11 protein-coding genes are annotated in these 13,434 nt (G+C 55.7%); all 11 read right to left on the reverse strand.

What is annotated here, in order from left to right; translation table 11 throughout:
- Positions 1-9 precede the first annotated feature (9 nt).
- The 11 genes from ACQUQU_RS14355 to ACQUQU_RS14405 all read right to left on the reverse strand — a co-directional run bounded on the left by ACQUQU_RS14355 (position 10) and on the right by ACQUQU_RS14405 (position 13,421).
- Positions 10-948, reverse strand: a complete 939-nt coding sequence (locus tag ACQUQU_RS14355; RefSeq protein WP_430460390.1) for a chemotaxis protein — start codon at positions 946-948, stop codon at positions 10-12.
- 120 nt (positions 949-1,068) lie between these two features.
- Complete coding sequence (locus ACQUQU_RS14360) at positions 1,069-1,437, reverse strand: Na+/H+ antiporter subunit G (RefSeq protein WP_430460391.1); 369 nt, start codon at positions 1,435-1,437, stop codon at positions 1,069-1,071.
- A gap of 4 nt (positions 1,438-1,441) precedes the next feature.
- A complete protein-coding gene (locus ACQUQU_RS14365) occupies positions 1,442-1,726 on the reverse strand; it encodes a K+/H+ antiporter subunit F (RefSeq protein WP_430460392.1) in 285 nt (94 codons plus the stop codon).
- Positions 1,723-2,205 (reverse strand): Na+/H+ antiporter subunit E, encoded by a 483-nt coding sequence (locus tag ACQUQU_RS14370; protein ID WP_430460393.1) that lies wholly within the window; start codon positions 2,203-2,205, stop codon positions 1,723-1,725. Before ACQUQU_RS14370 ends, ACQUQU_RS14365 begins: the two co-directional genes overlap by 4 nt.
- Positions 2,202-3,698, reverse strand: coding sequence for a monovalent cation/H+ antiporter subunit D (locus ACQUQU_RS14375; RefSeq protein ID WP_430460394.1), 1,497 nt, complete (start codon positions 3,696-3,698; stop codon positions 2,202-2,204). The genes ACQUQU_RS14370 and ACQUQU_RS14375 overlap by 4 nt, the downstream gene beginning before the upstream one ends.
- Positions 3,695-4,063 carry a Na+/H+ antiporter subunit C gene (locus ACQUQU_RS14380; protein ID WP_430460395.1) on the reverse strand — a complete coding sequence of 123 codons (369 nt, stop codon included), beginning with the start codon at positions 4,061-4,063 and terminating at the stop codon, positions 3,695-3,697. The genes ACQUQU_RS14375 and ACQUQU_RS14380 overlap by 4 nt, the downstream gene beginning before the upstream one ends.
- Positions 4,063-6,867 (reverse strand): monovalent cation/H+ antiporter subunit A, encoded by a 2,805-nt coding sequence (locus ACQUQU_RS14385; RefSeq protein WP_430460396.1) that lies wholly within the window; start codon positions 6,865-6,867, stop codon positions 4,063-4,065. The genes ACQUQU_RS14380 and ACQUQU_RS14385 overlap by 1 nt, the downstream gene beginning before the upstream one ends.
- A 168-nt stretch (positions 6,868-7,035) precedes the next feature.
- A complete protein-coding gene (gene hemE, locus ACQUQU_RS14390; RefSeq protein WP_430460397.1) occupies positions 7,036-8,100 on the reverse strand; it encodes a uroporphyrinogen decarboxylase in 1,065 nt (354 codons plus the stop codon).
- A gap of 124 nt (positions 8,101-8,224) precedes the next feature.
- Positions 8,225-9,781 carry a hypothetical protein gene (locus ACQUQU_RS14395; RefSeq protein ID WP_430460398.1) on the reverse strand — a complete coding sequence of 519 codons (1,557 nt, stop codon included), beginning with the start codon at positions 9,779-9,781 and terminating at the stop codon, positions 8,225-8,227.
- 156 nt (positions 9,782-9,937) lie between these two features.
- Positions 9,938-11,854, reverse strand: coding sequence for an Ig-like domain-containing protein (locus ACQUQU_RS14400; protein ID WP_430460399.1), 1,917 nt, complete (start codon positions 11,852-11,854; stop codon positions 9,938-9,940).
- Positions 11,855-12,002: 148 nt separating this feature from the next.
- On the reverse strand, positions 12,003-13,421 hold the full coding sequence (locus tag ACQUQU_RS14405; RefSeq protein ID WP_430460400.1) for an FAD-dependent oxidoreductase: 1,419 nt from the start codon (positions 13,419-13,421) through the stop codon (positions 12,003-12,005).
- Positions 13,422-13,434 lie beyond the last annotated feature (13 nt).

Below are 13,434 nucleotides of genomic sequence, written 5' to 3' on the forward strand. Positions count from 1 at the left end.
CCGGCCGCGTTAATCTTCGTGAATGCGGCTTTCAACGCCGGGGCGGACACGCCCGCGCTCGATCTGCTGAGCGCCACGCACCATAGCGTCCAGCAACTCCTGCGCTTCGAATTTTTCCAACGCTTCGTTGGCGCCAACCTGATGCGCGCGGTCGATGCTGATCTCGCTGGAAAGCGAGGTGTGAAGGATCAGATACATGTGCGCCAGTGCTTTTTCGTTGCGCACTTCAAACGCCAGCTCGTAGCCATCCAGACCCGGCATTTCGATGTCGCTGACCAGAATATCGTAGGGCACGCCCTCGGTGATGGCCTCGTGCATTTTATCCAGCGCCTGCTTGCCGTCGGTGCATACGTCGTACGGCACGTCGATGTAATCGAGCGCTTCCGACAACTGCTTACGGGCAATGGCGGAGTCGTCGACCATCAGAATCGGATGACGCAACAGCAGCTCCCGCTCGACATCCGTAACCGAACCGCGGCGCTGGTTGGATTCCACCGGGAACAGATGCGACAAGAGTGTTTCGATGTCGAGCAACTGAATCAGTTCGTCATCCTGCACTATGATGCCCGACGCGTAATTGTTGCGCCCGGCACTCTCCGGCACGTTCACAATGCTGCGCCAGTTGGTGTCGATGATGCGTTCAATCTTACGTACCAGAAAGCCCACAATCTGCCGCTGGCAGTCGGTCACTATGATGGCGCAGCTGGTGCGCTCTTCCTCATTGACCGGGCGGTAGCCGACAGCCGCCGCCAGATCGATGACAGGAATGGTCGCCCCGCGGGTATACACAGTACCGGCAACGGCCGGATGCGAGCGCGGAATGGCATTGAGGGGTTCAAAGGGAATGATCTCGCGCACCTTGAGGGTGCCGATGGCAAACATCTGGCGCATGTTCAGGCGGAACAACAGCACGCCCTGCGCGGATTTCTTACTCGGTGATGTCTGCATGATGATTGGCTACCGGTACTGACTGGCTGCCCAGGCCACCGCCTGTGCAATAACAGGCTTTTATATTAGCAGAGCCATGGCATTACGCCCGGTTGCCCGGGCCTGATTTGCGCAAAGCGGTCAGTCGGCGCTGCCGGGATCCTGCTGGCGCGCGATGCGGGTCATCAGCTCCCGGCGGCGGGTGTTGTCCTGCGTGCGGATGTGTTTGTGCAACGCCGCTTTGGCCATCATATGGGCCGACACCGGCGCGGTGATGAAAAGAAACAGGCTGATCACCAGCTCGTGCACGCTGAATCCGCCATCGCGCAGCGTGGTCAGCAGCATAGACGCCAGCAACACAGAACCGATACCCAGCGTGGTGGCCTTGGTCGGTGCGTGCAGGCGGGTGTAAAAATCCGGCAATTTAATCAGACCGACCGAACCGATAAAGACGAAGAATCCACCGATCAATAACAGCACCGCCGCGATAATAATCAGAATATCGTTCATAAAATCACTCAATAATGTCGCCGCGCAGCAGGTATTTACTGAGCGCTGAGGTGCTGACAAAGCCCAGCATGGCAATCAGCAAAGCGCCTTCGAAATACAGCGCCGAGCCGTTGTACAAACCGAGCAGAATAATCAGCGCGATGCTGTTGATGTACAGGGTGTCGAGCGCCAGAATGCGGTCGGTAATATCCGGCCCTTTCAGCATGCGCCAGACATTCAGCAGCAGAGAAATCAGCACCAGCACCGAGGTGATCAGAATGGCGGCGTTTAAGATCAGGGCGCTGCTCATACGAATATCTCCTGCAATAAACTTTCGTAGCGGCTGCGGATGCTGTCGATGATCGCCTGCTCGCTGTCGATGTGCAGCGCGTGAATGTACAGCCACTGACGGTCTTCTGAAAAATCCACACTCACGGTACCCGGCGTCAGCGAAATGGTGCTGGCCAGAACCGTCAGCGGAAAATCGCCCTGCAGACTCAGCGGATACGCAATAAATCCCGGATTTAAATGGCGGTTACTGCGCAATACCCGCCGGGCAACTTCAATATTCGACACCAGAATATCCCACAATAAACACAGCACGTACTGCAGCACTTTCAGCGGTTTACGCGCTTTGCTCTGATGATCGGTATAAGGCCAGGTGAGCACAGGAATCAGCCACGCCAGAAACGCGCCCAGCACCAGCTGCCCGGCAGAAAACCCGTTCAGTAATAACCACACCAGCAACAGCATCAGGCTGTGCAGCGGCATAGGTAATCCGTATCTCATGGACGCACCTCCGCAATCGCCACCGGCGCCTGATGCAATTGTTCGGCAGCGGCCATGGTTAACTCAGTGAGCGGTCCGCCAAACACCACCATTAATGGCGACATGGCCAGTAATAAAACCACCGCCAGCACCTGTAACGGGCTGGCTTTGTCGGCCACATGCGCGACACCCTGCACACGCCAGAAAATACTGGTGCCGGCGCGGGTCAGAATCACCATGGCCGCAAGCCCCGACAGCAGCACAGGTACCCAAACCCACCCGGCGTTTTCTACGGATGCCTGCAGCAGCAGAATTTTACCGACAAAGCCCGACAGCGGCGGCAGACCAATCATGGCCACGGCGGCGATCACAAACAGACTGCCGAGCAGACCGTGCTGAACCAGCGGCCGGCTTTTTACAAAACGGTCCTGCGCCTGACCACGCTGGGCGGTAATCATGCCGGCCAGTAAAAACAGCGCGGCGGCCATCAAGGTACTGTGCAGCAGGTAATACAGAGCCGCGGCGGTGGCGGCGATTTCGTTTTGAGCCAGCATCAGCAGCAGGGTACCGGCGGATACCACCACCAGATTGGCCACCAGTAATTTCAGTGTATTGCTCGCCAGCACGGCAATAATACCCGCCACCAGCGTCAGCCAGCCCAGCGGCCACAACCAGCCGTCGGCAATATTGGCCAGCGGGCCTGCGTAATCGCCGAACACGGCGGTGTGTACGCGCCAGATGCTGTAGATACCTACCTTGGTCATAATGGCGAATAACGCCGCGACCGGCGCCGAGGTGTAGGCATAGGTACGCGGCAGCCAGAAATGCAGCGGCAACAGCGCGGCCTTCAGGCCAAACACCACCAGCAGCAATAACCCACCGGCCTGTGCCAGCTGGCGGTTGCTTTCATCCAGTGTCGCTGCTTTGTACGCCATGTCCGCCAGATTCAGAGTGCCGAAAGCGGCGTAAATCACCGCCAGACCAATCAGGAAAAACGCCGAGCCGGTTAAATTGAGCAATACATAATGCACCGCGGCCTGCGTACGTTGTTTGCCACCACCGTGAATCAGCAGCGAATACGAGGCGATCAGCAGAATCTCGAAGAAGACGAATAAATTGAAAATATCGGCGGTTAAAAAGGCGCCGTTAATACCCATCAGCTGGAACATAAACAGCGGGTGAAAAAACGGCCCGCGCTTATCGTCACCACCGCTGGCGTACATGTGCGTAGCGGTACCGAGAATGGCCGACAACAGCAGCATCACGGCGGTGAGTTTGTCATTCACCAACGCGATACCAAACGGCGCCTGCCAGTTGCCCATCATGTACATCTGGCTCTGCTGAAGACTCTGCTGCAGCAAGGCAATGGCCGAGAGTATTAAGCCTATATTCACCGCCAGCCCCAGTAAACGCTGGCGCGTAATGTGTGCGTGAAATCCGGGTAACAGCAACAGAATGCCGGCCAGCATCGGCAGCAGTACCGGGAAGAAAATGAGGTGTTCAGTAAAACTCATTTATGCTCCCCGCCTTTGTGTTTGTGCGGTAATTCATCGTGAATTTCCGTGCGTCCATCCACCTGATCATTACCCAGATCAGAACGCGCGCGCAGCGCTAAAATCAAAGCAAACGCCGTCATGGCGAAACCGATAACAATGGCGGTTAACACCAGCGCCTGTGGCAGCGGGTCGGCGTATTGTTCACTGCTGCCGAGAATCACGGCACCATCAATCACTAAGCGGCCACTGGCAAAGATAAATAAATTCACCGCGTACGACAGCAGGGTCAGGCCCAGTACCACGGCAAAGGTATAGCCGCGCAGCACCAGAAAAATACCGCCCATGGTCATCGCGCCGACACAAATGGCGTAAATCGTTTCCATTAATTATCTCCGCGATTATCAGGACGTGGACGTTCGCTGGTAGTCAGCTGACCAAGGTTGGCCAGAATCAGCAGCGTGGCACCGATGACGGTGAAGTAGACGCCCAGATCAAACACCATGGCACTGGCCAGCTCGAATTCTCCCACCCAGGGCAGATGGAAATGATCAAACCAGGTGGTGAGGAACGGCAGGCCGAATAACCAGCTGGCCAGACCTGTGCCCAACGCGAGCGTCAGGCCAATGGCAATCATGGCGTGATACGGGAAATTCAGCCTTGCCTTCATCCACTCCACACCATGGGCAACGTATTGCTGAATTAAAGCGATGGCGGTAATCAGACCGGCGATAAAACCACCGCCCGGCAAGTTGTGGCCGCGCAGGAAAATATACGCCGACACCAGCAGCGCCAGCGGTAACAGACTCTGGGAGATCACCGCCAGCATCATAGGATTTTTATCCAGCGCCCACGGACGGCCGTCGGCATCCGCCGCCGGCACGTACAGGCGCATACCGGCCAGCAGTTTATAAATGCCGAGGGCGGCGATACCGAGTACAGTAATTTCGCCCAGCGTATCGAAGCCACGAAAATCGACCAGAATCACGTTGACCACGTTGGTGCCACCGCCGCCGGTTTTACTGTTGGCCACAAAGAAGTCGGAAATACTGGACAGCGGACGCGTCAGCATGGCGTAACACAGAGTGCCGACCACACCGCCAACGGCAGCCGCGATGCCCAGATCACGCACAATGCGCCGTGCTGAGCTTTCTTTCAGCGGCGTTTGTTGCGGCAGGAAATACAGCGCCAGCATAAACAGAATAATGGTCGCCACTTCCACCGACAGCTGGGTCAGCGCCAGATCGGGCGCCGAGAACCAGGCAAAGGCAATGGCAACGACCAATCCGACAATCGACACCATCACCAGCGCCAGCAGACGCAGATGACTGAAGATCACGGTGGTAAAAGTACCGATCAGCAGCAACGCAGCACCGGCAAGAACCGGTAAATCCACAGGCTGCACACCCAGACTGCCGCGCGCATTGGCCATGTTCAGCAGCGGCCAGCCGGCAGCGACTAACGCCGCCAGCACCAGCCAGGTGGTGTAACTCTGCAGGCGGCCACTGTCGATCACACTCTGCAGGCGTGTGGCTTTACCGACCAGCCACTGCACCGAGCGCTCGAATTCGTTCTTGGCGTCGATATCGGCAAACTGACCCTGAAACTCAAACAGGAAGCGGCGGTTTACGTACAACAGGCTGCCGCCGACGACGGCCAGCAAACTCATCAGCAGTGGAATGTTAAAGCCGTGCCACACCGCCAGACTGAATTCCGGCAGCGGCGCCTGAATCACAGCACTGGCCGCAGCATTAAGCAGATCGCCCACGGCAAATTCCGGCACGATACCCACCAGCAGACAGAGCACCACCAGCACCTCCACCGGTACGCGCATATAGCGCGGCGGCTCGTGCGGAGTGCGTGGCAGACCAATGGGCTCACCGTTAAAAAACACGTCGTGAATAAAGCGCAGTGAGTAAGCCACCGCTAACGCGCCACCCAAGGTGGCCAGTACCGGGATCAGCCAGGACATAGAACCCAGCGTCACCTGATGCAGAGTCTCGGTGAACAGCATTTCTTTCGACAGGAAGCCGTTCAGCAAGGGCACGCCGGCCATCGACGCTGCCGCTACCATGGCCAGCGTGGCCGTGTACGGCATGTATTTCCAAAGACCGTTGAGCTGGCGCATATCACGCGAACCGGCCTCGTGATCGATGATGCCCGCCGCCATAAACAGCGACGCCTTAAACACCGCGTGGTTGATGATGTGGAACACCGCCGCGATGGCTGCCATGCGCGTATCCAAACCAAACAGCAGGGTAATCAGACCCAGATGGCTGATGGTGGAATACGCCAGCAGGCCTTTTAAATCGTGTTTGAACAGCGCCGTGTAAGCGCCCACCAACAGCGTGGTCAGGCCCACCAGCGACACCACGGCAAACCACAGGTCGGTGCCGGACAGTACAGGATAAAAACGCGCCAGCAGGAACACACCGGCTTTCACCATAGTGGCCGAGTGCAGATACGACGACACCGGGGTGGGCGCCGCCATCGCGTGCGGCAGCCAGAAATGAAACGGAAACTGCGCCGACTTGGTAAAGGCGCCGAGCAGGAACAGCGCAATGATGACCGGGTAGACAGCGCTGTGGCGCAGCAGATCACCGCTGTTCAGCACCACGTCCAGACTGTAGGTTCCTACGGTGTCACCGATCAGGATAAAAGCACCGAGCAGAGCCAGACCACCGGCACCGGTCACCGCCAGCGCCATGCGCGCGCCTTTGCGTGCTTCGGTTTTATGCCACCAGAAACTGATCAGCAGGAAAGAACTGACGCTGGTCAGCTCCCAGAAGAACCACAGCTGCAGCAGGTTATCGGACAACACCACGCCGAGCATGGCGGTCATAAACAACATCAGGAAGGCGTAGAAACGCCCCATGTGGTCTTTGTCGGACAGGTAATAACGGGCGTAGAGAATGACCAGCAGGCCGATACCCAGAATCAGCAGACTGAACAGCAGCCCCAGACCATCGAGGCGGAATGCCAGCGTCAGTCCGGCCTGTTCAATCCAACCGTGGCTCCAGCGCAATACAGCACCGTTCAGCACATCCGGCAGTAAGGTCAGGACCAAAGCCAGCGCCGCCGCGGGCATCAGGGCCGTGGCCGCCAGCGTGACACGGCGGCCATAACGGTAGGCCATCAGTGGCATCAGGGTTCCCAGCGCCGTCAGCAGAGGAATCCAGAATAATTCCATGCAGTAAAAGCCTCTCAGCCAGTCATCCACCGGGAAATTCCGGCGATATCAGAAAGATAGCATGGTATCCCGGACACCCGCAGGGCGCAGAACAAAGGGTGCAAAGAATTGTAAGACGAAAAAGGCCAGCACGATGGCTGGCCTTTTGGAGAACGAAGCGGCGGGCGCTTATTCGTGGTAAGCCGGGCTCAGCTCTACCACCGCCTCAACGAAGGCTTTGGCGTGCTCCGGGTCGACAAACTGATGAATGCCGTGACCCAGATTAAACACCTGACCCGAGCCTTTGCCGTAGCTGTCGAGGATGCGTTTCACTTCCGCACGAATAGTGGCCGGAGAGGCGTACAGCACGGATGGGTCCATATTGCCCTGCAGGGCCACTTTATCGCCCACGCGTGAGCGCGCATTGCCAATGTCGGTGGTCCAGTCGATACCCAGCGCATCAGCACCGGTCGCCGCCATCGACTCCAGCCACTGACCACCGCCCTTGGTGAACAGAATGACCGGGATCTTACGGCCTTCGTGCTCGCGGATCAGACCAGCAACAATCTGCTGCATGTATTGCAGCGAGAATTCACGGTACGCCACATCGCTCAGATTGCCGCCCCAGGTATCGAAAATCTGCACCGCCTGGGCACCGGCAAGGATCTGTGCATTCAGGTAATCGATAACGGATTTGGCCAGCACATCCAGCAGCTGGTGCATGATTTCCGGCGTGTCGTACATCATGGCTTTTACGTGACGGAATTCTTTGGAAGAACCGCCTTCCACCATGTAGGTCGCCAGCGTCCACGGGCTGCCGGAGAAACCGATCAGTGGTACACGGCCGTTCAGTTCACGACGTATGGTAGAAACCGCTTTCAGCACGTAATCCAGATCACGTTCGGTGTTCACCACCTGCAGGCTCTGCACATCGGCTTCAGTGCGGATGATTTTGTTGAAACGCGGGCCTTCGCCGGTTTCAAAGTACAGGCCTAAGCCCATGGCGTCCGGGATGGTCAGGATGTCGGAGAACAGAATAGCGGCATCCAGCGGGAAACGGTCCAGCGGCTGAATGGTCACTTCACAGGCCAGCTCCGGGTTTTTGCACAGCGCCATAAAGTCACCGGCCTGAGCACGGGTGGCGCGGTATTCCGGCAGATAACGACCAGCCTGACGCATCATCCACACGGGGGTACGGTCTACCGGCTGGCGTAACAGGGCCTTAAGGAAGCGGTCGTTTTTCAGTTCTGACATGGAATACCTGATATCTGGCTGATAAGTTTGCGCGGCATGATAACAAAAAATCCGCATCAGGGATTTTGACGTTGCTCATCATGCCGCCAGACTCAGGCTATCAGGCAGGGAAGACAGCGCGTGGTTATTCCGCCACCAGTATCGATGCCGTTTCGCCACGGGCCGTGTTGGTCAGAATGACGGTCTTGCCGACGTCGGCAGAAGTCAGGGTGATCGCCCCGCTGCTGTCGGCCGAACGAGTGCTGCCTCCAACCGTCCAGCTGTAATCGGACGCGCTGTAGGTGGACGTGGTCCAGCGGGTTGCAGGGTATAGCTGGGTCAGATCCGCCAGACTGATCTGACCATTGGCCAGATACTCATTGGCCGCGCCCGTAATCTCTACCAGCGAGCTCAGTTCTTCCTCGGGCGTACCAACGCCCGCGGCCGAACCGTCCGACAGATCCACCTCGCCGGTCAGACTCATACTGTAGTAGTCCGTTGTCGCCGATAACACGGTTTCGTGGACGCCGTTGCGCGGTAAAAACGCATAGCGATAAACGTACTGCTCGCCATCATGGACCCGTTCACTGACCGCAGCGACCTGAGCGGCCACCAGGGAGCTGGCAAAACTGTAGGCGCCTGACGAGGTTGCGGAACCGACACTGATAACCGTATCTGCAAGATCCGACAGGCCGTCATCGGCATCCCCCATAGTGACGTAGAACAACGGCTTGCCGGACTCCGTCAGCGAGTAATCATCGGAGCTGGTATCAAACACGCTGAGCGATTGCCAGTTCAGCGCGGTGGAGACAGCTTCTGCATCGAAATCGCCGACGGTGCGACTGCCAGCCGAAATGACCACCACATCGCTCAGACGGATCTGATCCAGGGTGGTGCGATCCACCAGATCATTATCACCATCGGCGTTAAACGCATACTCCATGCTGGAGCAGGCTTCATACGTGCCGGCACCGATAAAGCTACCCACCGCCTTAATCACAGCATCGTACAGAGCAGAAGTACGACCGTAAGCATGCGCCGCCCAGTTGCTTTGCAGCGTATCGAGCGCCGACGCCAGCGCATCATCGTCGTCGGTAATGCTATGCAGATTGACGATATTTTCCGCCGACGTGGTGCCTGTGCAGCCGGCGTATTCGTCCTCTGCAGCAAACGCCCACAAGGTGAAGTTCTGCGTGGCAATGACGTTGTTACTGCTGGCGCGGGCCGCGGCAATAAAGTCTTTCACCCCGGTAATCAGAGCAGCCTGATCAACGGCATCCATACTGGCGCTGGTGTCGATAACAATGGCCGTGGTCAGCTGAATATCGATACCCAGAATTTTCTGCAACACAGGGAAGCTTTCATCACTGTCGACAGCGAGACCATCGACTGTCATCGAAAAATCGGAAACGGCAGCAGTATCAACCGCTGAAAGTGATTCTGCGTCAACGGGAGTAATAACGTAATTGCTGATGAAAGGCTCGGATGAATGCAAACGGAAGGCATCGGTCTCGACGCCGTAATCGGTGCCCGCTTCATAGAAGGCCAGTGGATAAAAGCTCACAGTCGACGACGTTTCTGAGCTGCTGTCATCACTGGAATCCGAATCCTCAGAGTCCGATTCGTCGTACACCATCTCACTGCCGCCGCAACCGGCTAAAAGCGAAAAAATACACAGTAAAAATGAAAATTTGCGCAGCATTTACACACCCGGAAACAGAATACATCGGTTCCGAGCTTATCACTGCGGCACAGGTAAATATGGCGGGAAGCTCTGGATTTACCAGAGCTATACACAGGTGTGAGATTGAGTAAGCAGAAAGAAAAATCCCGGCCGGAGCCGGGATTCTATTCTGCATTAAAGTGTCGGGCGCAAAATCACACTGCTCTTCGCCCCACCACTAGTGACAGTAAGCTCAATTTTCTTCGGAGAGACATCGGTAGCGAATTCTACACGGTATAATTTTCCGAAACTTGAGGATAAGCCGGTGTAGGCTGAAGGAATCAAACCAACGGTGTTTCCAACAGAACCACTTTCACCAGTAATTTCATAACCATCACCTGTAACTTCCAGCGTGGTGCCATTGGCAGGCATTGAACGATTCACATCTGTCAGGAATACATAGAAAGTGCCCGCATCATCCGCTGCATTATTGTCATCCAGATCCAGATCACCATCCCAAGCAGTGAAAACATTGCCAGCGCGGGTATAAAGCTCCAATACAGTTTCATTTGAGTCTGCCTGAGCGATGACGACGGTATCACGCACGTGCACCAAACTCGCGCAATGTCCAAGTCCGAGCGCTGCTGTTGAGCAGAGAGCCCCTTCGTAAACTGTCGGCGCAGAATCCCTGACATTGTCAGCATCGAAGTCTACAAACTCTTCTGATCCGGCATCCAGATCGGTTGTATCCGCATTAAGTGTCGCATTCAGGATATCGCTATCCAGAATGGCTTCCGGAAGCGCGACAAACGGCTCGGAACTGTCAAATACACCATCGGCATTAAGATCGGTAAAGCCCGGCTCGCCTACGGTATAAGCCAGAATAGTGGTGAGGCCAGATACAGAGGCGCCACTGCGGCGAGGATCTGTTTCATTCACCCAGTTCTGTGAAGCGTACTGACTTGAGTTTTCTTGGCCTGGTCGGTAGCCGGCGCTCTTCCATGTCACAGAACAACTTCCATCCTTGGTCGGGCAAGAGGCTGGAATCAGTCCACTTTCAGCAATGAAGTTAACCAGAGTGCCGTCAGGAACGGGGTTGTTAAAATGGTCGCCAACAAACGCCGTAACTACCACTAGGATACCACTAACATCGTAAGAGCCAGGGTTAAGTATATCTGCGACAACATCGAAACTGTTCTGATCGGGTAAGCCTGTGGTCGTCACAGAAATCGCCTGAGACGAAGTAGAGATTTTAGTAACGCCGTCACTTGCTACTGTTGTCGCTATAACAGTGGTCATTGCATGCGTTGAACCAGACTGCAGCGAGACTTTAGCAATACCATTTTCATTGGTAACTGCGGACGACTGGGCAAGCGATATACCACCCACAGCATTCGTAAGAGCGAACGTTACTGTCTTACCCTCAATCGGGTTATTCGTGCGATCCAGTACGACAAAACTCACTTCGGTCAGCTTAGGCAGTACCGGGTTGCTGATGGTTGAAATAGAAATAGCAGGAGCACTGGTCTCGACAAAGGCAATAGCACCTACTTCTGGAGCCTGTACAGAAACAGTGGCAGTCGCTGTATGAAGAACGGCGGTTTTATCTACGATACCATCAATAGCATCATAAAGTTTAAAAGAAATAATATCGGTGCCGGCGCAGCCTTTAGCCTCGTAAGTTACCGACACTTCGCCACTCGAGGTAATGCTTTCACCACGGCTGAATGCGGCTTTTGCAGGATCAGCTTCAGAGCAGGAGGAGGTAAATTCCACACCGTATTGCTTGGAGACAATTTTGGCGTTGCTGTTATCAGGGTCGACAATATTGGCTGATACATTGGTTGTACCACCAGCACTCAGGCTGGAAGAGCTGACTTCCAGAGCACCAGCGACGAAGGTTGAGCCACTGCCGGTTCCCAGACGAGGACGCTCAATGGTGGTATCTGTGGTAACGGTATCTGTGCCGCCGGAACCGTCATCGACAGTATCTGTCTGACCGCCATCTGACGATGAATCCGAAGAACCTAAAACAGAACCACTGCTGTCACCACCACAGGCAGTCAGCATTGCCGCCAGCAGCAGAGTTGTCAGTGCGGTGGGCTTAAACATGCTCAATACTCCATATTGACGTAACCTTTACAACGTCAGGCATGTTAACACTACCGCCGCAAGCAGAGCCATAAACAAAAACGCGGCTACCCACCGGGTAAGCCGCGTTTTATGCCGCTTGTCACATTCTGCCCGAAGGCAATGTCACTTACAGATCGAGATAGTCGAGGATGCCTTCGGCAGCGTTACGACCTTCCCAGATGGCCGTTACGACCAGGTCAGAACCGCGCACCATGTCACCGCCCGCGAAAACTTTCGGGTTGGTGGTCTGGTGTTTGAATTTCTGTTCGCCCGGAGCAACGACACCGTCCCAGCTGTTCACTTCGATACCGAAGTCTTTGAACCATGGTGCCGGGCTTGGACGGAAACCGAACGCCACCAGCACCGCATCGGCTGGCAGGATTTCTTCGGAACCTTCGATCACTTCAGGACGACGACGGCCTTTTTCATCCGGCTCGCCCATCTTGGTGGTCACAACCTTCACGCCTTCAACCTTGTCTTCACCAACAATGGCAATCGGCTGACGGTTGAACAGGAAGCTTACGCCCTCTTCACGCGCGTTCTGCACTTCGCGCTTGGAGCCAGGCATGTTCTCTTCATCACGACGGTACGCACAGGTAACCGCGCTGGCACCCTGACGAATGGAGGTACGGTTACAGTCCATCGCGGTGTCACCACCACCCAGAACCACGACCTTTTTACCTTTCATGCTGATGAAATCTTCCGGTGCTTTTTCGAAGCCCAGATTGTGATTCACGTTGGCAATCAGGAAATCCAGCGCGTCGTAAACGCCTGGCAGGTCTTCGCCCGGGAAGCCGCCCTTCATGTAGTTGTAGGTACCCATGCCCAGGAATACGGCATCGAACTCATCGATGATGTCCTGGAAAGCAATGTCTTTACCTACTTCGGTATTCAGGCGGAATTCAACGCCCATGCCTTCGAAGACTTTGCGACGGTTAACCATCACGCTCTTTTCCAGCTTGAACTCTGGAATACCGAAGGTCAGCAGACCACCGATTTCCGGGTATTTGTCGAACACTACAGGGGTAACGCCGTTGCGCACCAGCACGTCAGCCGCGCCCAGACCCGCGGGGCCTGCACCGATTACGGCAACGCGCTTACCGGTCGGAACCACTTTGGACATGTCTGGTGTCCAGCCCATGGCGAACGCGGTATCGGTAATGTATTTCTCAACGTTACCAATGGTCACTGCGCCAAAGCCGTCGTTCAGGGTACAGGAGCCCTCACACAGACGGTCTTGTGGGCATACGCGGCCGCACACTTCCGGCAGGGTGTTGGTCTGATGGCTCAGTTCCACCGCTTCCAGAATGTTGCCTTCGCTGGCCAGTTTCAGCCAGTTAGGAATGTAGTTGTGAACCGGGCACTTCCACTCACAGTACGGGTTACCACAAGCCAGACAACGGTGCGCCTGCTCGCTCACCTGCTCTTGCTTGAATGGCTCATAAATTTCCACGAACTGCACTTTACGTGTGTCGATGGACTTCTTGGATGGGTCTTTACGACCCACCTCGACAAACTGGAAATTATTGTTCAGACGTTGTGCCATCTCGAACCTCTCT

The organism is Thalassolituus sp. LLYu03, from assembly GCF_050507655.1.
GTDB lineage: Bacteria > Pseudomonadota > Gammaproteobacteria > Pseudomonadales > Oceanobacteraceae > Venatoribacter.

Coding starts and splice junctions, on each gene's coding strand:
- ACQUQU_RS14355 (WP_430460390.1), bottom strand. CDS start 948: ATGCAGACATCACCGAGTAAGAAATCCGCGCAGGGCGTGCTGTTGTTC.
- ACQUQU_RS14360 (WP_430460391.1), bottom strand. CDS start 1,437: ATGAACGATATTCTGATTATTATCGCGGCGGTGCTGTTATTGATCGGT.
- ACQUQU_RS14365 (WP_430460392.1), bottom strand. CDS start 1,726: ATGAGCAGCGCCCTGATCTTAAACGCCGCCATTCTGATCACCTCGGTG.
- ACQUQU_RS14370 (WP_430460393.1), bottom strand. CDS start 2,205: ATGAGATACGGATTACCTATGCCGCTGCACAGCCTGATGCTGTTGCTG.
- ACQUQU_RS14375 (WP_430460394.1), bottom strand. CDS start 3,698: ATGAGTTTTACTGAACACCTCATTTTCTTCCCGGTACTGCTGCCGATG.
- ACQUQU_RS14380 (WP_430460395.1), bottom strand. CDS start 4,063: ATGGAAACGATTTACGCCATTTGTGTCGGCGCGATGACCATGGGCGGT.
- ACQUQU_RS14385 (WP_430460396.1), bottom strand. CDS start 6,867: ATGGAATTATTCTGGATTCCTCTGCTGACGGCGCTGGGAACCCTGATG.
- hemE (WP_430460397.1), bottom strand. CDS start 8,100: ATGTCAGAACTGAAAAACGACCGCTTCCTTAAGGCCCTGTTACGCCAG.
- ACQUQU_RS14395 (WP_430460398.1), bottom strand. CDS start 9,781: ATGCTGCGCAAATTTTCATTTTTACTGTGTATTTTTTCGCTTTTAGCC.
- ACQUQU_RS14400 (WP_430460399.1), bottom strand. CDS start 11,854: ATGTTTAAGCCCACCGCACTGACAACTCTGCTGCTGGCGGCAATGCTG.
- ACQUQU_RS14405 (WP_430460400.1), bottom strand. CDS start 13,421: ATGGCACAACGTCTGAACAATAATTTCCAGTTTGTCGAGGTGGGTCGT.